Annotated in this window: 21 protein-coding genes; 9 read left to right on the forward strand and 12 right to left on the reverse strand. The window is 59.5% G+C overall.

The features are described 5' to 3' along the window. Positions 1-305: 305 nt before the first annotated feature. The 4 genes from FS819_RS14900 to sdhC are packed head-to-tail and all read right to left on the reverse strand — an operon-like array spanning position 306 to position 3,749. The gene (locus FS819_RS14900; RefSeq protein WP_015917401.1) at positions 306-1,085 is read right to left on the reverse strand and encodes a succinate dehydrogenase iron-sulfur subunit; all 780 of its coding nucleotides are present in this window, start codon (positions 1,083-1,085) and stop codon (positions 306-308) included. 15 nt (positions 1,086-1,100) lie between these two features. Continuing rightward, a complete protein-coding gene (gene sdhA / locus FS819_RS14905) occupies positions 1,101-2,957 on the reverse strand; it encodes a succinate dehydrogenase flavoprotein subunit (protein WP_071206120.1) in 1,857 nt (618 codons plus the stop codon). Between the two features lie 6 nt (positions 2,958-2,963). Next, on the reverse strand, positions 2,964-3,344 hold the full coding sequence (sdhD, locus tag FS819_RS14910; RefSeq protein ID WP_015917403.1) for a succinate dehydrogenase, hydrophobic membrane anchor protein: 381 nt from the start codon (positions 3,342-3,344) through the stop codon (positions 2,964-2,966). Between the two features lie 12 nt (positions 3,345-3,356). After that, positions 3,357-3,749, reverse strand: coding sequence for a succinate dehydrogenase, cytochrome b556 subunit (sdhC, locus tag FS819_RS14915; protein ID WP_015917404.1), 393 nt, complete (start codon positions 3,747-3,749; stop codon positions 3,357-3,359). Positions 3,750-4,064: 315 nt separating this feature from the next. Here sdhC and FS819_RS14920 point away from each other — a divergent pair, with 315 nt between their 5' ends. Beyond that, positions 4,065-4,403 (forward strand): hypothetical protein, encoded by a 339-nt coding sequence (locus FS819_RS14920; RefSeq protein ID WP_156548010.1) that lies wholly within the window; start codon positions 4,065-4,067, stop codon positions 4,401-4,403. Positions 4,404-4,417: 14 nt separating this feature from the next. Here FS819_RS14920 and FS819_RS14925 read toward each other — a convergent pair whose 3' ends face one another. From FS819_RS14925 to tsaD, 5 genes are read right to left on the reverse strand one after another with little or no spacing between them, the layout of a single operon-like run. After that, a complete protein-coding gene (locus FS819_RS14925) occupies positions 4,418-5,062 on the reverse strand; it encodes a class I SAM-dependent methyltransferase (protein WP_234624575.1) in 645 nt (214 codons plus the stop codon). Positions 5,063-5,073: 11 nt separating this feature from the next. Further along, the gene (locus tag FS819_RS14930; RefSeq protein WP_070164311.1) at positions 5,074-5,505 is read right to left on the reverse strand and encodes an EVE domain-containing protein; all 432 of its coding nucleotides are present in this window, start codon (positions 5,503-5,505) and stop codon (positions 5,074-5,076) included. Positions 5,506-5,510: 5 nt separating this feature from the next. Beyond that, a complete protein-coding gene (locus FS819_RS14935) occupies positions 5,511-5,804 on the reverse strand; it encodes a YciI-like protein (protein ID WP_156548011.1) in 294 nt (97 codons plus the stop codon). 18 nt (positions 5,805-5,822) lie between these two features. Beyond that, entirely contained in the window at positions 5,823-6,812 is a 990-nt protein-coding gene (locus FS819_RS14940) for an NAD(P)H-dependent glycerol-3-phosphate dehydrogenase (protein ID WP_156548012.1), read from the reverse strand. Beyond that, positions 6,809-7,906: a tRNA (adenosine(37)-N6)-threonylcarbamoyltransferase complex transferase subunit TsaD gene (tsaD, locus tag FS819_RS14945; protein WP_156548013.1), complete on the reverse strand. Its 1,098-nt coding sequence runs from the start codon at positions 7,904-7,906 to the stop codon at positions 6,809-6,811. The genes FS819_RS14940 and tsaD overlap by 4 nt, the downstream gene beginning before the upstream one ends. Before the next feature lie 85 nt (positions 7,907-7,991). Here tsaD and hemC point away from each other — a divergent pair, with 85 nt between their 5' ends. From hemC to FS819_RS14975, 6 genes are all read left to right on the forward strand, one after another. After that, the gene (gene hemC, locus FS819_RS14950; protein ID WP_156548014.1) at positions 7,992-8,921 is read left to right on the forward strand and encodes a hydroxymethylbilane synthase; all 930 of its coding nucleotides are present in this window, start codon (positions 7,992-7,994) and stop codon (positions 8,919-8,921) included. A gap of 4 nt (positions 8,922-8,925) precedes the next feature. Then, on the forward strand, positions 8,926-9,642 hold the full coding sequence (locus tag FS819_RS14955) for a uroporphyrinogen-III synthase (RefSeq protein WP_156548015.1): 717 nt from the start codon (positions 8,926-8,928) through the stop codon (positions 9,640-9,642). A gap of 94 nt (positions 9,643-9,736) precedes the next feature. After that, positions 9,737-11,071: a COG4223 family protein gene (locus tag FS819_RS14960; RefSeq protein ID WP_156548016.1), complete on the forward strand. Its 1,335-nt coding sequence runs from the start codon at positions 9,737-9,739 to the stop codon at positions 11,069-11,071. A 5-nt stretch (positions 11,072-11,076) separates the two neighbouring features. Then, positions 11,077-12,663 (forward strand): heme biosynthesis protein HemY, encoded by a 1,587-nt coding sequence (locus tag FS819_RS14965; protein WP_156548017.1) that lies wholly within the window; start codon positions 11,077-11,079, stop codon positions 12,661-12,663. A gap of 9 nt (positions 12,664-12,672) precedes the next feature. Next, positions 12,673-13,182 carry a tellurite resistance TerB family protein gene (locus FS819_RS14970; RefSeq protein WP_156548018.1) on the forward strand — a complete coding sequence of 170 codons (510 nt, stop codon included), beginning with the start codon at positions 12,673-12,675 and terminating at the stop codon, positions 13,180-13,182. After that, complete coding sequence (locus FS819_RS14975) at positions 13,175-13,939, forward strand: glutamine amidotransferase (protein ID WP_156548019.1); 765 nt, start codon at positions 13,175-13,177, stop codon at positions 13,937-13,939. The genes FS819_RS14970 and FS819_RS14975 overlap by 8 nt, the downstream gene beginning before the upstream one ends. A gap of 6 nt (positions 13,940-13,945) precedes the next feature. On the opposite strand, the gene FS819_RS14980 is transcribed toward FS819_RS14975, so the two are convergent. After that, positions 13,946-15,184 carry an MFS transporter gene (locus tag FS819_RS14980; protein ID WP_156548020.1) on the reverse strand — a complete coding sequence of 413 codons (1,239 nt, stop codon included), beginning with the start codon at positions 15,182-15,184 and terminating at the stop codon, positions 13,946-13,948. A 140-nt stretch (positions 15,185-15,324) separates the two neighbouring features. Here FS819_RS14980 and FS819_RS14985 point away from each other — a divergent pair, with 140 nt between their 5' ends. Continuing rightward, positions 15,325-15,615 carry a YggT family protein gene (locus FS819_RS14985; RefSeq protein ID WP_015917418.1) on the forward strand — a complete coding sequence of 97 codons (291 nt, stop codon included), beginning with the start codon at positions 15,325-15,327 and terminating at the stop codon, positions 15,613-15,615. Further along, on the forward strand, positions 15,612-15,926 hold the full coding sequence (locus FS819_RS14990) for a DUF167 domain-containing protein (protein ID WP_234624576.1): 315 nt from the start codon (positions 15,612-15,614) through the stop codon (positions 15,924-15,926). Before FS819_RS14985 ends, FS819_RS14990 begins: the two co-directional genes overlap by 4 nt. A 6-nt stretch (positions 15,927-15,932) precedes the next feature. Here FS819_RS14990 and ppa read toward each other — a convergent pair whose 3' ends face one another. Further along, positions 15,933-16,466 carry an inorganic diphosphatase gene (ppa, locus tag FS819_RS14995; protein WP_070164299.1) on the reverse strand — a complete coding sequence of 178 codons (534 nt, stop codon included), beginning with the start codon at positions 16,464-16,466 and terminating at the stop codon, positions 15,933-15,935. A gap of 135 nt (positions 16,467-16,601) precedes the next feature. Beyond that, the gene (locus tag FS819_RS15000; protein ID WP_156548022.1) at positions 16,602-17,108 is read right to left on the reverse strand and encodes a GNAT family N-acetyltransferase; all 507 of its coding nucleotides are present in this window, start codon (positions 17,106-17,108) and stop codon (positions 16,602-16,604) included. Positions 17,109-17,234: the final 126 nt, after the last annotated feature.

Raw genomic sequence — 17,234 nt, forward strand, 5'->3', positions numbered from 1 at the left:
AAAGCTGGTTTGAAATCAAGGCAGAAGCATCTTCAACGGCAAGCAAATAGCGGGTTTGCGTCCAGAAGATCGATATTTTCATTACAAAACCGCGTGAGATGCAGCCAATAGCGCCGCCAGAGACTGTCGCAACCGCGACAGCAGCCCGCCCGCGCCACTCACAGGATGAGACTTTGAAGATGGATCATCCTGTTTCTTTTGCAAATATCTCAAGCAAGCAATGCATTTGAGATATTTGGAATGCCTTCACGGCGAGGATGCCTGAGCATCTTCGCCTTGGGCTTGACCGCGTCGGGCAACCTGCGTCAAACGCGGCGCTCGACCATCATTTTCTTGATTTCAGCAATCGCCTTGGCCGGATTGAGGCCCTTTGGACAGACTTGCGCGCAATTCATGATCGTATGGCAGCGATAGAGCCGGAAGGGATCTTCCAGATTATCCAGACGCTCCCCCTTGGCCTCGTCACGGCTGTCGATCAACCAGCGATAGGCTTGCAGCAGCACGGCTGGGCCAAGATAGCGGTCGCCATTCCACCAATAGCTCGGGCAAGAGGTCGAGCAGCAAGCGCAGAGAATGCACTCATAAAGGCCGTCCAGCTTCTGCCGGTCGTCATGGCTCTGCTTCCATTCCTTAACCGGCGTCGGAGACACCGTTTTCAACCAGGGTTCGATGGAGCGGTGCTGGGCATAAAAGTTTGTCAGGTCGGGAACCAGATCCTTGACGACAGGCATATGCGGCAGAGGATAGACCTTCACGGTCCCCTTCACCTCGTCGGTACCCTTGGTGCAGGCCAGCGTGTTGGTGCCATCGATATTCATCGCGCAGGAGCCGCAAATGCCCTCACGACAGGACCGGCGGAACGTCAGCGTCGGATCGATCTTGTTCTTGATATAGAGAAGACCGTCGAGAACCATCGGACCGCAATCGTCCATATCGACATAATAGGTGTCGAGGCTTGGATTTTTGTCGTCATCGGGGCTCCAGCGATAGATCTGGTATTCCCGCAGGTTCTTGGCACCTGAAGGTTTTGGCCAGACCTTGCCCGGCTTGATCTGAGAATTCTTGGGAAGCGTCAGTTCAACCATGTCGATATCCTCACATCAGTAAACGCGGGCCTTGGGCTCGATCTTCTTGGGATCGATCCCATCCGCCAGAAGCTCGGTATGTACAGGACGGTAGTCCAGCTTCACATCGCCTGCCTCATTGACCCAGGCCAGTGTGTGCTTGCGCCAGTTGACGTCGTCGCGGCCACCGAACGGGCCATCGACAAAGTCCTCGCGGGCGTGAGAACCACGGCTTTCCTTGCGGGCTTCGGCGCCATAGACCGTCGTGATGGCATTGGCCATCAGATTGTGCAATTCCAGCGTTTCCACCAGATCGGAATTCCAGACCAGCGACCGGTCGGTCACCTTGATGTCGGGCATTTCCTTCCAGATTTCCGAGATCCGGCGGCAACCGCTTTCCAGCGCTTCCTGGGTGCGGAACACGGCAGCATCTTCCTGCATGGCGCGCTGCATCTTGTCACGCAGCACGGCAGTCGGCGTCGAGCCGCTGGAATGACGGATGGCGTCGAACCGCTCCATGATCTTGTCGCAGGCGGCGATGTTCAATGCCGGGATCGGCGAGACCCTATCGATCACTTCGGCAGCGCGGATGGCCGCGGCACGGCCAAACACCACGAGGTCGATCAGCGAATTGGAACCAAGACGATTGGCGCCATGCACCGAAGCGCAACCGGCTTCACCGACAGCCATCAGGCCGGGTGCGATCCGCTCGGGGTTTTCAGCATCGGCATTCAGCACTTCGCCCCAATAATTGGTCGGAATGCCACCCATATTGTAGTGAACGGTTGGCAGAACCGGGATCGGCTCGCGGGTCACATCGACGCCGGCAAAAATCTTGGCGCTCTCGGAAATGCCCGGCAGGCGCTCATGCAGAACGGCTGGATCGAGATGGTCGAGATGCAGGTAGATGTGATCCTTGTTCTTGCCAACGCCCCGGCCCTCGCGGATTTCCAGGGTCATGCAGCGCGAGACAACGTCACGCGAGGCAAGATCCTTGGCCGATGGGGCATAGCGTTCCATGAAACGCTCACCCTCGGAATTGACCAGATAGCCGCCTTCGCCGCGCGCGCCTTCGGTGATCAGACAGCCGGCACCGTAAATACCGGTCGGGTGGAACTGAACGAATTCCATGTCCTGAAGCGGCAGACCGGCGCGGGCAATCATGCCGCCGCCATCGCCGGTGCAGGTATGGGCCGATGTTGCAGAGAAATAGGCGCGGCCATAACCGCCGGTCGCCAGCACCACCATCTTTGCCGAGAAGCGATGGATAGTGCCGTCATCGAGGTTCCAGGCCACGACGCCGGTGCAACGGCCATCCTCGGCCATGATCAGGTCGAGGGCGAAATATTCGATGAAGAATTCAGCGTTGTGCTTCAAGGACTGACCGTAAAGCGTATGCAGAATGGCGTGGCCGGTCCGGTCGGCGGCAGCACAGGTGCGCTGTACCGGCGGACCTTCGCCGTAATTCTGCATATGGCCACCGAAGGGGCGCTGATAGATCTTGCCTTCTTCGTTACGCGAGAAGGGCACGCCGTAATGTTCCAGCTCATAGACCGCCTTTGGCGCTTCCATGGCCAGATATTGCATGGCGTCCACGTCGCCCAGCCAGTCAGAGCCCTTGACGGTATCGTAAAGATGCCACTGCCAGCAATCCGGCGTCATGTTGTTGAGCGAAGCGGCAATGCCGCCTTGGGCTGCAACCGTGTGGGAGCGGGTCGGGAAAACCTTGGTGATACAGGCGGTCTTGAAACCCTGCTCGGCCATGCCGAGCGTGGCGCGCAGGCCAGCACCACCGGCGCCGACAACGACCACGTCATAAGCGTGATCGACATAGGTATATGTGCGGCCATTGATGGTTGGGCCGGACTTGGAAGAAGAACTTGTCGCTGCCATGATGAATTATCCTACAAACGCGATCTTGAGGATGGCGAAAAGACAGAGCGCACCCGTGATGACCACGAAAAATGTGTTGAGCATCATCAGCCCCATTTTCATAACTTCGTTATGAATATAGTCGGCGATGATTTCCTGCATGCCGATCTTCATGTGGATCAGGCCGGAAAGCACGACCAGTCCCATGATAACAGCCACGAGAGGGTTCGACAAAGCCGACACGACATCGGCATAGGGTGCGCCGGCATGGGTCAGCATGAAAATGATGAAGAACAGCATGAGCGGCACGTTGGCGATGGCCGTCAGGCGCTGGCGCCAGAAATGTTCCGTGCCGTCCTTTGCGGAGCCGAGACCGCGAACTTTACCGAGCGGTGTACGCATATCCATGATTAAAATCCCTCAGCGGATGATGAACGCGACGACCCAGACCAGAACGGTCAGGACGACGGATGCAACGGCTGTCGCCTTGGCAAGCTTGGTGTTGAAGTGCTTCTCCAAACCATAGCCCAGGTCCCATGCGAAATGACGCATGCCACCCAACATGTGGTGGATCAGCGCCCAGCTGAAGCCGAACAGAATGATCTTGCCGATGAACGTCCCCATGAACCAGGAGACCCAATCGTAATAATCCGCTCCCGTCGAGGCGGCGATCAGCCACCAGGCAACCAGCGCGGTCCCAAAATACAAGGCTCCGCCGGTAATGCGATGCACGATGGACATCAACATTGTCGGAACAAGCTTGTAGATTTGCAGATGCGGCGACAAAGGCCGTTGTTTTGTCACGTTCGCCATCTCGTCCTCACGGCGTTCAAGTGCATTCCACCTTTGGAATGGAAGGGATATAGGGCGCTCCTTCATGGAGTGCAGTGCGTCAAATTGGACCTTTAATCCTCCGATTGATGCAGGACAAGGCGGATTTGAAACTGGCTTTCAATTTAATCGATTGGCAAGTCCCTGATCAGGCACCTCTCCGACCAAAGACGCATGGCGCGACAATAAACAGCAGTTCTTAAGAAAATCGACCAGATAGCTGGAATGACTTGATTTTCCCGTGGCTCGAATTAATCTCTTATTAACCACGTTTTGATGGGGACCGGAGAAAAAACCTTGCCTGCCACTGGTAAAATCACCCGTATCAAAGCATCCGCCCTGGCCCTGGCCTGCGTATGTTTGCTGGCCCAGGCCGCTTATGCGGGCGGCACAAATGATGGTTCCGCTTATCATGGCCAGCAGAGAAGGTCGCATGCCGGTTCAGCGGCAGGATCGATCATCGGGATCGGCACCCCCGGCGGCACCTATACTTTTGGTGTTTCTGCCTGGCGCTACGACAGGAGCGGCCAAAACACCACCCCTCTGGCACCAAAGGCCAAGATCATCGACGTCAAAGCGCAGCTGGAAACCTCGCCCTGCACCTATGAAGCAGGTGTTTGCATCATACGCCCCTGACCGATGCTGCCCCGTCAGCAAAACTTCCAGACGGTGGTTTTCTTCACCTCGCTGTCTTCGAGCATCCGCGTGACCGGAACCTGGTAGGTCGCCAAGGCCTGCATCCGATCAGTCGGGCAATAGCTTCGCCCGGGATCGCCGACCAGGATATCGATCCCCTGCCCGCACAGCGTTGAAAACCAGGCTACCAATCGGTCGGCAAAGCTCTTGTCGTAAAAAACGTCGCCAGCCAGAAGCATGTCGGCATCCAGTGTCTGGCCGACTAGATCCTCGCCGCAAAAGCCGAGATCCACCCCGTTTTCCGCTGCATTGAGGGCAATTGCCGCCTGTACGAAGGGATCGATATCCACGCACAGCACCGAAACAGCACCAGCCTTGGCCGCGGCAATGGCAACCAGACCGGAACCGCTGGCGAAATCCACCACCCGCTTGCCCGCCACAAGCTGTGGATTATCAAGGATATGCCGCGCCAGGCCCTGCCCGCCGGCCCAGGCAAAGGCCCAGAACGGCGGTGGCAGGCCAATTTCCGCCAGATCGTCCTCGGTTTTCAGCCAGAGATCATGCACTTCACTGGCCAGATGCAGCCGGATCTCCGGCACATGCGGCGGGGCGACAAGATCGGTATTGTCGAGAATGAAGCGCCGGGGATCGATCTTCACAGGGGAAACGCTCACACCGGCGGGTTTTCAAGCCCGCCCATGCGGCAAATCTCGAAATACTCCTCCTCGGTCACCGGCTGTACCGAAAGCCGCATCGAGGTCACCAGCGCCATCTGCGCCAGTTTCGGATTGGCCTTGACGTCCTTAAGGGTCACCGGTTTTGGCATGTCCCGCACGGCGCGAATGTCGACGCAATCCCAACGGGCATCGCCTTCAGCGGTCGAATCAGGATGGGAAAGCGCGCAGACCTCGGTGATGCCAACCACTTCCAACCCCTCGTTGGAGTGGTAGAACAGGCCCTTGTCGCCGATCTGCATCGCCCGCATATTGTTGCGGGCCAGATAATTGCGCACCCCGGTCCATTCGGTGCCCGCCTCGCCCGCATCCTTCTGCATGGCCCATGACCACTTGAAAGGCTCGGATTTGTAAAGCCAGAAAGCCATGCGTCTCACGCCTCGGGATTGTTGAAGACCCAGTTATAGGGTTTGATGTCGACGCTTTCGAACAGGCCCGCCTTGGCATAGGGGTCTTGCGCCGCGATTTCCTTGGCCGCAGTAAGATTGTCGGCCTTGATCAGCAGCATCGAACCGCAGGGCTTGCCATCGCCATTCAGGAAAGGCCCACCGATTTTCAACACCCCGTCGGCATTCAATCCATTCAGCCACTCCACATGCGGCGGGCGGGTCGCCATTCGAAGGTCAAGATGGTTGGGCTTATCGGCGCAGATCACGGCAAACAGCATGGCTCGTCTCCTCAAAAATTATTCCGTGGTAATCGGGCGGGTCATCAGCGCATCGACCGCCCGGTCAATATCCAGCACACCATCGATGATGGCGGCAACAGCCTGGGTAATCGGCATGGCGATAGCGTGGTGTTCAGCAAGGCGGGCGGCAACGGCAGCCGCAAAGGCACCCTCGACCAGACCGCTGCTGCCAAGCTGGCTTTGCTCACCCTTGGCAAGGGCAATACCATAGCGCAGGTTGCGGGATTGATGGCTAGTGGCCGTCAGGACCAGATCGCCAAGGCCCGACAGGCCGCGCACCGTATCCGCCTTGCCGCCCATGGCGACGACCAGCCGCGACATTTCCGCAAGACCGCGCGAAATCAACGCTGCCCGGGCTGATTCACCCAATCCACGACCCTCGACGATGCCGCAGGCAATCGCCAGCACATTCTTCAGCGCCCCGCCAAGTTGCACGCCGATCCGGTCGTCGGCGGCATAAAGCCGGAATGTCCGGGTGGACAGCGTCCGCGCCAGGCCCTCGGCCATGTCAAGATTGTCAGCCGCCAGCGCCATCGCGGTCGGCAGGCCACGGGCGATATCCATGGCAAAGCCTGGTCCCGACAGAACCGCGACGGGATGATGCGGCAATTTTTCTTCCAAAAGCTCGGTCAGCAGCCGGGAGCTTGCCCGGTCGATGCCCTTGGCACAGGTGACCACCATGGCCTCGGCGGAAAGATAGGGACCATAGGTCGATGCGGCATCTGCCTGCGCCTGCGAGGGCATGGCAAACAGCACAATATCGGCATCGGCTAGCGCATCCGGCTCAAAGGCGAATTCCAGCCCGAAAGGCAAGGCAACCCCCGGCAGAGCTGCGTCATGCATGCCATCGGCCCTGAGATCGGCCATCAAGGCGGGATCGCGGCCCAGCAAAGTGACCTTGGATCGCCCTTCCAACGCCATGACAGCCGCCAGCGCCGTGCCAAAGGCGCCGGCACCGATCACCGCAATGTGATGGTGTCCACTCATGCTTTCGCGCCTCGCTTGCCAGAGCCAAGCAGCGTCGCCGCATTGCCATCCAGCGGCCAGCGGGCACGCGGCGAGACCGAAAGATCATCCGCCGGAAAACCATGGGCCAACCGCTCCAGCCCGGCCCAGGCGATCATCGCCGCATTGTCGGTGCAAAGATGATGCGGTGGGGCGATGAAGCGAAACCCGTGCCGATCGCATAGCATCTGCAAGGCACCACGCAGCGCCTGATTGGCGGCCACACCACCGGCCACCACCAAAGCGGGCTTGGTCTCAAGGCCCGGATATTCCGTATTGAACCGCTCCAGCCCCCGGCCGATTCGGTCGTCCATGGTGCGGGCGATGGCGCGCTGGAAAGAGGCGCAGATATCGGCGATATCTGATTCGCTGACCGGCGCTGCCGCCTGTGCCGCCTGCCGCACCGCCGTCTTCAATCCGGAAAAGGAAAAATCCAGCCGCGCCTCACCCACCAGCGGGCGCGGAAAATTGAAGCGTTTTTCATTGCCGTGAACAGCGGCGCGTTCTACCGCCGGGCCACCCGGATAGGGCAGGCCGAGCAGTTTGGCGGTCTTGTCAAACGCCTCACCAAGCGCATCATCGATGGTGGTTCCCCAGCGCTGGTAATCGCCAACACCGCGCACCAGAACCAATTGGGTATGGCCACCGGAAACCAGCAGCATCAGATAGGGAAAGGTGACATTGTCCGTCAGCCGCGCCGTCAGCGCATGGCCTTCCAGATGGTTGATGGCATAAAGCGGCTTTCCCGCCGCCCGGGCAATCGCCTTGCCGGTCATCAACCCAACGATCAGCCCGCCGATCAGGCCGGGACCGGCGGTGGCGGCGACCGCATCGATATCGCCCAGCCGCATATCAGCCTTGGCTAGCGCCTCTTCCACCAGCGTATCGAGTGCCTCGACATGGGCGCGGGCGGCGATTTCCGGCACGACGCCGCCATAAACGCTGTGCTCGTCCAATTGGCTCAAGACCACATCAGATACGATTTCGCCGCGTCCGTCGTCATGGCGCAGAACGATAGCGGCTGCGGTTTCATCGCAGCTGGTTTCGATGCCGAGAATCTTCAAAGGACCTGTCATGGGGGCTGAGTTGCGTCGATTTGATTGATTGCGAGGAGGAGCAAACATGGTTACGAGAACCTCCGGTAACAATGGATGACTTCGGATGCAAACGAAACCTTTCCGCATCGGCACACGCGGCAGCCCTTTAGCACTGGCCCAGGCCCATGAAACCCGCGAGCGTCTAGCCGAGGCCCACGGCCTTTCGCCTGATATGTTCGAGATCGTTGTCCTGTCGACCACCGGCGACCGCATTACCGACCGGTCTTTGGCTGAAATCGGCGGCAAGGGCCTGTTCACCCTGGAGCTGGAGCAGCAATTGCTCTCCGGCGGGCTGGACTTTGCCGTGCATTCCTCCAAGGACATGCCAACCGCCCTTCCCGATGGGCTGGAGATTTCCGCCTATCTGCCACGGGAAGACATGCGCGATGCCTTTATCGGTCGCACGGCACCGAAACTGCTGGAGCTTGCCGAGGGCGCGGTGATCGGCTCGGCCTCGCTGAGGCGTCAGGCGCTGATTCGCAGGCTTCGGCCCGACCTTCAGGTCATCACCTATCGCGGCGCGGTGGAAACCCGGCTTCGCAAGCTGGCCGCAGGCGAGGTGGACGCCACGCTGCTGGCCGTGGCCGGCCTGAAGCGGCTCGACAAGGAAACCGTGATTACCCAATATCTCGACCTCGAAAGCTTTCCGCCTGCGCCGGCCCAAGGGGCGATCTGCATTGAGGCACGGGTCGATGACCGGCGCATCCAGGATCTTCTGGCTCCGATCAATCATCGCCCGACTTTTGACGCGGTTTCCTGTGAGCGTGCCTTTCTGGCGGCGCTCGACGGTTCCTGCCGCACGCCGATTGCCGGCTATGCGATATCAGATGGCGAAACGATCCGCCTGACCGGGACGATCCTGACGCCGGATGGACAGGTCTCCCATTCGGTCGAGGCCGAGGGGCGCTGCGCCGATGGACTGGCACTCGGCTGGTCGGCGGGCGAAAAGGTAAGGGACAAAGCCGGGCCTGGCTTCTTTGAGGCATGGACCTGACGACATGCGCGTTTTGCTGACCAGGACGCAGACCGCAAGCCGCAAGACGGCAGACCGTCTCCGCGCCCTCGGTCACGAGGCTGTGCTCCTGCCGCTGGCAGAAGCCATCCATCATGACGACGATGCGCTCGAAGCCCTTTCAAAGCCACATGCAGCCTTAGCCGTGACCAGTAGAGAAGCGCTGCGCAGCCTTACATCGCAGAGCGAAGCGCTTCGTCCGCATTTAGAAACGCCGCTGTTTGCGGTGGGGGCGGCAACGGCTGATGCTGCAAGGGGCCTCGGTTTTCGCAACGTGACCAGTGCTGAAGGCGACGGCGCCGCTTTGGCGCGCGCAATTGCCAACGCCCGCGTCGATTGGACCGATCCGCTGCTTTATCTGGCCGGGAGACCACGCAAGCAGAGCCTGGAGCAAGGGCTCGGCCGGTCTTCCATTCCCTTTGATGTGGTGGAAGCCTATAGGATGCAAGAAATGGTCTATAAGCCGGAAGAGATCATCATACGGCTTGACGGCAAAGCGGTGGACGCCGTGCTGCTCTATTCCGCCGAGACCGCCAGACGGTTCTTCGCCCTGCCTCTCTCAGAGGAAATTGCCAATCTCTTCGCATCCGCACACATTTTCTGCTTAAGCGCGGATATTGCCGAAAACGTCGCAAAACCGTTCAGGAACAAGGTGTCCGTTGCTCCCCATCCTCATGAGGAGGCCCTGCTTTCTCTCCTGTAAAACCACCAGGCAAGCGGCAAATGTGGGCAAGGCCCTTTCCTTCCGGCTGATCCCTGACTAATTTCATTCCACATCCATTGAAAGCGAGGTTGCCATGGTTTCCGGAAAACCCCCACGCCGTTCCAAAACCACCGAAGAGCCGGTAACCATCGACCTGACGGCGACCCCTGTCCAGGCGCCGGAAACGGTGCCAACCTCCAGCGAAGAGCCGATAAGTGAAAAGCCCGTAGAGGACACTGATCCGGCTTCCCCGCCAGCGACAGAGCCGGAGGCTCCGGCTGCTGCTGTCAAGGAAGGCGAGAGCACAGCTCCAACCGAACCCGTCGTGAGCGATCCCGAAGCAACAAAGCAGGAGCCCTCACATTTCGGCGGCGAGACCTCGGCCTTTTCCCCGCCACCGCCCGATGAACCCGGACCGCCGCCAACCGATGCCAGCTCCGAGGAACACGCATCGGAACCGACCCCACGCTCCTCGTCGCCCGTCACGTCGAGCCTGGTGGCCGCTGGCATCGTCGGCGGCCTGATCGCATTGATCAGCGCCAGCGCCCTGCAATATGCTGGCGTCTTGCCTTCTGCTGGGAGTAGCTCAGGCAAAGACGATACCGCGATCAGCCAGCAGGTCGCAGCGCTCGCCGCCGATGTCGAGCGCCTCAAGGCAGGAACGGCCAGCGGGACGGCTCCGGGCGATCTATCCGGTCTCGACAGCCGTTTGACGCAACTGGAATCAGGCCAGCAGCAAAATGCCGTGGACCCCGCCGCCGTCAGCGACTTGCAGGCAAAGCTTGCCAGCGCCAATCAGGCAATCGACCAACTGAAATCGGATCTTGCCGGCCGGGTGGAAAAGCTCACTGAAAACCAGACGGAAGTCTCCGACAAGGTGAGCGCCATCGAAACCAAGATCAACAAGCCGCGTGACGACATTGAAGTCGCACGCGCCATTGCGGCCTCGGCTTTGAAGACCGCCGCAGACCGCGGCGGGCCGTTCCTGGCCGAGCTGCGCACGCTGGGCAGTATCGCCCCGGAAGACACTGCCATTGCCGCCCTGGAACCCTATGCGACCACGGGCGTCACCTCCCGCGCCGAGCTGCAACGGCAATTCGGCCCGGTTGCCGACAAGATCCTCTCGACCATCAATGCGCCTGCGGAAAGCGCCAATGTCGGCGAGCGTCTCTGGGCCAGCGCTATGTCGGTGGTCAAAGTCCGGCCGGTCGGCAATGTCGAAGGTGATAGCGCCTCGGCGATTGTTGCGCGCATTGAGGACAAGATCCGCAATGGCGACCTGAAGGGTGCGGCAGCCGAATGGGACAGCCTGCCAGAGGCAGGACGCACCGTCTCTGCCGAGTTCAAGAAGGCGCTCGACGCCCGTATTACCGTTGAAAACCAGGTTTCCGACGCGCTGGCTCGTGCCGTCGCCGGACGGCAAGGATAAGCATCATGGTCCGTATCATAGTCTATATCCTGATCGTCCTGGCGCTTGGCTTCGGTTTTTCCTGGCTTGCCGATCGTCCAGGTGAGTTGCAGATTGTCTGGCAGGGCCAGCTGATTGAAATGAGCCTGACGGCGGCGGCCACCATGATCGTCGCCATCGTTGCTGTCGTGATGATCGGCTGGTGGCTGGTGCGCACGCTCTGGACCTCGCCGCATTCGATGCGCCGCTATTTTCGCGCCCGCAAGCGTGATCGAGGCTATCAGGCGATCTCGACCGGCCTGATCGCCGCAGGCGCTGGCAATGCCGCGCTGGCCCGGCGGATGAGTGCCCGCGCCCGTGGCCTGGTGCGTGCCGATCAGGAACCGCTGATCATGGTGCTGGAAGCCCAGGCCGCCCTGATCGAGGGCAAGCATGACGATGCAAGGCGGATCTATGAGCAGATGGTTGCCGATCCGGAAACCCGTGAGCTTGGCCTGCGCGGTCTCTATGTGGAGGCAACGCGGCTAGGGGCGCATGAGGCTGCACGGCAATATGCCGAACGGGCTGCCGAGGATGCACCTTATCTGCCCTGGGCTGCCAAGGCTGCTTTGGAATATCGATGCCAGACCAGCGCCTGGAACGAGGCCATTCATCTTCTCGACCAACAGCGCGTCGCAGGCGTCCTGGCCCGGTCGGAAGCTGACCGGCTGAAAGCCGTGCTGCTGACCGCAAAAGCCATGGACCAGTTGGACGGCGATCCGTCAGCCGCCCGCGACAATGCCATGAACGCGCTGAAACTCGCCAAGGATCTCGTGCCAGCCTCCGTGACCGCCGCCCGCGCCTTGCTGCGCGAGGATAATCTGCGCAAGGCCGGCTCCGTGCTGGAAACCGCCTGGAAGCTTGCTCCCCACCCAGACATCGCCAGCCTTTATGTGCGGGCGCGGGGTGGTGACGGCGCGGTCGACCGGCTGAAGCGGGCCGAGCGGCTGGAGCAGGTCAAGCCCAACAATGTCTATTCACTGCTGGTGGTTGCGGAAATGGCCCTTGAGGCGCGGGACTTTACCAAGGCACGCGCCAAGGCCGAAGCGGCTGCCCGGATGCAGGCCAGCGAACGGGTTTTCCTGCTGCTGGCCGATATCGAGGATGCCGAAACCGGCGACCAGGCCCGCATCCGCTACTGGATGGCGCAGGCGCTCAAAGCACCGCGCGATCCTTCCTGGGTGGCCGATGGCCAGGTCTCGGAAAAATGGCTGCCCTATTCGCCTGTCAGCGGCAGGCTCGACGCCTTCGAATGGAAGATACCCTATGCCCAGCTCTCCGGCCCGGTCGAAGACGGCACAGTGATCAGCGGTGCTGCCGCCTTGGCCGAATTGCCGCCGCTTGGACAGGGCGAGAAACCAGCATCCTCCATTCCGGCACGCAAGATTGACACGCTGCCGGAAAACACCGAGGCCGCAGCTGTAGCTCCCTCGTCCAGTCAGCCGCCTGCATCACCAAAGCCTGCGCCGAAAAGCCACGAGCCGGAGCCATTCTTCGGCGGCGCGCCGGATGATCCGGGCGTGCGCGATGCCAGCCGCAGTTCGGACGAGAAAACCCGGCTCAACCTGTTTTAAGGACCATTCATGCTGGAGCGCCTCAATACCTTTTTCCAAAGCTTTATCGCTGGCGAACAGGACAATGAATTCGACGGCAACGACACAAGGGTGCTGATTGTCGCCCTGTGTTTCCAGGTGATGGAAGCCGACGGAACCATCAGTGCCGCCGAACGGAAAAGCTTGAAGAAAAGCATCAAGGCTCATTACGATCTGGACCGCAGCAAGATCGACGCCTTGCTGGAGGCCGGCCAGCAGGCTGAAAGCGAGGCGGTTGACTATTACCGCTTCACCTCGGAATTGAAGCGCCGTCTCGATGAAAACCAGCGGCTGGAACTGGTCAGCGTGCTCTGGGACATCGTCTATGCCGATGGCATGCGCAACGAAATGGAAGATCATATCCTTTGGCGAGTCGCAGACCTGCTTGGCGTCTCGGACCGGGATCGGATTCTCGCTCGGCAAAAGGCGGCGGAGCGGGCCGGACAACAAGCGGATGGCCAGGCCGGAGACGAAGCAGTCGCCGGAGATGCGGATGCTTGATGATCCCGCGCGAATACGGCCCGCGCGCCGTCCGGTCCTGGTTATCCTGCATCAGGAGCGATCCAGCGCCGGTCGTGTCGGCCAATTGCTGGTGGAACAAGGCTTCCCCCTCGACATCCGCCGCCCGGTGCTCGGTGATCCACTGCCCAGCACACTGAGCGGTCACAGCGGTGCCGTGGTATTCGGCGGGCCGATGAGCGCCAACGACCCTGAGCGTTTCGTGCATGATGAGATCGACTGGCTGTCCGTGCCTCTGAAGGAGAACCGGCCCTATCTCGGCATTTGTCTCGGTGCGCAAATGCTGGCCCGGCATCTGGGTGCCAAGGTCAGGGGCCATGACCGGGAATTGGTCGAGATCGGCTGGTATCCGATCCAGCCGACCAATCATGGCCGGCTGTTGATGAAATGGCCGAAAATGGTCTATCATTTTCACCGCGAAGGGTTCGACCTGCCGCATGGCGCGACGCTGCTGGCCACCGGCGATATCTATCCCAATCAGGCGATCCGCTACGGCGAAAAAGCCTTCGGTATCCAATTTCATGCAGAACTGACGCGCGCGATGATGCAGCGCTGGGTGGTGCATGGCGCCTCACGCTTTTCCATGCCCAATGCACAGGCTGGCCGCGACCATCTGGAAGGACGCATGCTGTTCGATGCGCCGCTCAAAGCCTGGCTATCGGATTTTCTCGATCTGGTGTTTGCCGAGGAACACCAGCCTGCCAACCTGCGTCAAAACACCGATAAACAGCCAGCCTGATCGCAATCAGGTCTTGTCCGGGGCTTCCAGCGTGTCGATGGTGCGCAGTTTCGGAAAGGTCAGCGCCCAGATGATCGAGACCGCCAGCGTTCCGACGCCACCGACAACCACCGCTGCGACCGGTCCGATCAAATGCGCCATGGTACCGGCCCGGAACTCCCCCAGCTCGTTGGAGGCGCCGATAAACACCGAATTGACGGCATTGACCCGGCCACGCACCTGATCCGGCGTCCAGAGCGCCAGCAGCGTTTCGCGAACATAGACCGAGATCATGTCACCCGCGCCAAGCACGGCAAGGGCGATGGCTGAAATCCACCAGACTTTGGAAACACCAAAAACGATCGTTGCAATGCCGAAAATCGCAACACCGACAAACATCAACAGTCCAGCCTTGTGGCGAATAGGAAAGGTCGCGAGGAAAGTCGCCATCAAGATCCCACCGATGCCGGGAGCAGAGCGCAAAATTCCAAGCCCGAGAGGTCCCATGGTCAGGATGTCAGATGCATAGATCGGCATAAGCGCCAGCGCGCCACCCAACAGGACTGCGAAAAGATCCAGTGAAATTGCCCCCAAAACCACTTTCTCATGGCGGATGAACTTAAATCCAGCCAGCAGATACGTCAGGGTCTTTGGTTCATTGGATGTTTTTTTCGCAGACTTTGGCACCAATATAATAAACAGCAGACCTGCTGCCATGAACGCAAGTGACACACCATAAGCAACATTTGCCCCAAAACCATAAAGCAAACCGCCCGCGACCGGCCCGAGGATGGACGCGATCTGCCAGGAAGATGCATTCCAGGCAAAGGAATTGGCGAGGTCCTTTTCAGGCACCATATTGGCCGCCAGGGATTGCACTGCAGGGCCCATAAAAGCCCGCTCAATGCCAAAAATCGTCATGATGATCAAAACGGGAAGGGGCGCAAAAGCACTGTTGATCGTCATAACCAGCAACAGGGCGACACAGGCCGCGCTCACACCCAGACAAATTGCGACGATCATCCGTCGATTAAAATGGTCCGCGACTGTCCCCGTCACCAGCACCAGCACCAGCGCCGGTAGAAACTGCACCAACCCGATCAGGCCGAGGTAGAGGGCATTGCCGGTAACCTCATACATCTGCCAGCCAACCGCGACGCTGACGATTTGCATGGCAAAGGCAGCGAGAAACCGTGCGAAGAAGAATTTCGTATAGGCGGAATGGCGAAAGGCGGCGAAACGATCTTCGGACTGGGAAATGGACATCAGCTATTTTCCTGGCCGGATAGGTCCGGCAATGGCGGCATAACTTGCGTTAAACATGAATGGCGATAGCTGGCAAGGCGACACTTGCCCGTTTCGGCCTCAATGTCTACATGTCTGTCAACTGACAAATGGAGACAGACATGCTTGCCCTGTTGCAGACGATTGATCTCGCCCTCAATCTTTATACCTGGATCCTGATCGCCAGCGCGATTTTTTCCTGGCTCTACGCTTTCAACGTGATCAATTCCAGCAACCGATTCGTCAACCAGATCGGCCTGTTTCTGTTCAACGTCACCGAACCGGCGCTGCGTCCCATCCGCCGCATCATGCCCAATCTCGGCGGCATCGACATTTCGCCGATCATTCTGCTGCTGATCATCTTCTTCATCCGCTCGCTGATGTGGAACACGATCGCCCCCATGCTGCTGTGAGCCATTGCTATCGGCGTTTCGATGATCACATCCGCCTTGCCGTCCGACTGACGCCGAATGGCGGGCGTGATGGGATTGATGGTGTCGACGTCAATGCGAATGGTGAAGCCCACTTGAAAGTGCGGGTCAGCGACGTGCCGGAAAAGGGCCGGGCCAACAAGGCATTGATCGCCCTTATAGCCAAGCGGCTCGGCATCGCCAAATCCGCCGTCAGCTTGATCTCCGGCGATACCGCGAGACAAAAAATCCTCCGGATCGATGGCGACCCGGAGGATTTGATTGGTAGGCTGGAAGCGATCATTGCCGCGTGAGGCAAATCAGGCTTCTTTCTTGGCGCGCTCGATCGATTCGAGGATCAGCTTCTTGGCCACATTGACATCGCCCCAATCGCCGATCTTCACCCATTTGCCGGGTTCCAGATCCTTGTAATGCTCGAAGAAATGCTTGATCTGAGCCAGCGTGATTTCCGGCAGGTCAGTGTAATTCTGCACCTTGTCATAGCGACGGGTCAGCTTGGGAACCGGCACAGCCAGGATCTTTTCGTCCATACCGCCATCGTCTTCCATCATCATCACGCCGATCGGGCGGACATTGATGACGCAGCCGGGCACCAACGGGCGGGTATTGCAGATCAGCACGTCCAGCGGGTCACCGTCCAGGCACAGCGTATGCGGCACGAAGCCGTAATTACCGGGATAATGCATCGGCGTATAGAGAAAGCGGTCAACGATCAGCGTACCGGCTTCCTTGTCCATCTCATACTTGATCGGCTGGCCACCGACCGGCACCTCAACGATGACGTTGATATCTTCCGGCGGATTCTTGCCGATCGCAATCGCATCAATACGCATGTCTAACCCCATGGGATGGTTGAAATCCCCGGTGTCGTAAAGGGTTTCTTAAACCAAAGCAACCATTTGCAACAGGCGGCCCCAATAAAGGACGCAATCAAGGTAAAGACTTGCGGGGCCGCGTACCAGAACCAATCAGGCCCAGACGAACCCCAGCTTTTTCAGGCTGACGGCGTCGAAATCCTCCATGCCCTCCACGCTGTCCGTACCGCCATTCGAGCGGAAGAAATTGACGGCGCCGGCGCAATCCTCAAGGCACCAGACGACAAGTCCCCGGCAGCCCAGCGACTTGAGCAGACGGCGGCATTCGGCAAACAGCGTATGACCAAGGCCAACGCCCTGATATTCAGGACGCATATAGATCTCGTAGATTTCGCCGTCATAGGGAAGTCCCCGCGCCCGGTTGAGGCCGAGCGTCGCATAACCGGCAATCACCCCGCCGATATCGACCACCAGCACCGTCGCCGGACCATTGGTGGCCTTGCGCCACCAGGTCTCGCCACGGCGTTCCATCATCCGGATCAAGGCCTGATGCGGGATAAGGCCGCTATAGGTGGACTGCCAGGCTTCCCGATGTGCCTCGGAAAGCGCTCTCCCATCATCCGGCGCAGCCGGACGTACATCAATCGATAACGTCTTCATAACGTCACTCTCATCCGACTGGGGTGATGACAATCAGTGCGGGATCATTCCCGCTGGCAAGTCCGCCCCCTCCTCGTGCTTGCCCCATAACCACGTCCCAGATTAACGCTTTCTTAAACAATCAAG

It is taken from the genome of Allorhizobium sp. Av2, assembly GCF_021462805.2.
GTDB lineage: Bacteria > Pseudomonadota > Alphaproteobacteria > Rhizobiales > Rhizobiaceae > Allorhizobium > Allorhizobium vitis_G.

Bases quoted from the DNA above. Each gene is read 5' to 3' on its own strand.
- sdhD (WP_015917403.1), bottom strand. From the start codon at position 3,344: ATGGATATGCGTACACCGCTCGGTAAAGTTCGCGGTCTCGGCTCCGCA.
- FS819_RS15000 (WP_156548022.1), bottom strand. From the start codon at position 17,108: ATGAAGACGTTATCGATTGATGTACGTCCGGCTGCGCCGGATGATGGG.
- FS819_RS14900 (WP_015917401.1), bottom strand. From the start codon at position 1,085: ATGGTTGAACTGACGCTTCCCAAGAATTCTCAGATCAAGCCGGGCAAG.
- FS819_RS14940 (WP_156548012.1), bottom strand. From the start codon at position 6,812: ATGAGTGGACACCATCACATTGCGGTGATCGGTGCCGGCGCCTTTGGC.
- FS819_RS14965 (WP_156548017.1), top strand. From the start codon at position 11,077: ATGGTCCGTATCATAGTCTATATCCTGATCGTCCTGGCGCTTGGCTTC.
- FS819_RS14960 (WP_156548016.1), top strand. From the start codon at position 9,737: ATGGTTTCCGGAAAACCCCCACGCCGTTCCAAAACCACCGAAGAGCCG.
- FS819_RS14935 (WP_156548011.1), bottom strand. From the start codon at position 5,804: ATGCTGTTTGCCGTGATCTGCGCCGATAAGCCCAACCATCTTGACCTT.
- hemC (WP_156548014.1), top strand. From the start codon at position 7,992: ATGCAAACGAAACCTTTCCGCATCGGCACACGCGGCAGCCCTTTAGCA.
- sdhA (WP_071206120.1), bottom strand. From the start codon at position 2,957: ATGGCAGCGACAAGTTCTTCTTCCAAGTCCGGCCCAACCATCAATGGC.
- FS819_RS14970 (WP_156548018.1), top strand. From the start codon at position 12,673: ATGCTGGAGCGCCTCAATACCTTTTTCCAAAGCTTTATCGCTGGCGAA.
- ppa (WP_070164299.1), bottom strand. From the start codon at position 16,466: ATGCGTATTGATGCGATTGCGATCGGCAAGAATCCGCCGGAAGATATC.
- tsaD (WP_156548013.1), bottom strand. From the start codon at position 7,906: ATGACAGGTCCTTTGAAGATTCTCGGCATCGAAACCAGCTGCGATGAA.
- FS819_RS14930 (WP_070164311.1), bottom strand. From the start codon at position 5,505: ATGGCTTTCTGGCTTTACAAATCCGAGCCTTTCAAGTGGTCATGGGCC.
- sdhC (WP_015917404.1), bottom strand. From the start codon at position 3,749: ATGGCGAACGTGACAAAACAACGGCCTTTGTCGCCGCATCTGCAAATC.
- FS819_RS14980 (WP_156548020.1), bottom strand. From the start codon at position 15,184: ATGTCCATTTCCCAGTCCGAAGATCGTTTCGCCGCCTTTCGCCATTCC.
- FS819_RS14955 (WP_156548015.1), top strand. From the start codon at position 8,926: ATGCGCGTTTTGCTGACCAGGACGCAGACCGCAAGCCGCAAGACGGCA.
- FS819_RS14985 (WP_015917418.1), top strand. From the start codon at position 15,325: ATGCTTGCCCTGTTGCAGACGATTGATCTCGCCCTCAATCTTTATACC.
- FS819_RS14975 (WP_156548019.1), top strand. From the start codon at position 13,175: ATGCTTGATGATCCCGCGCGAATACGGCCCGCGCGCCGTCCGGTCCTG.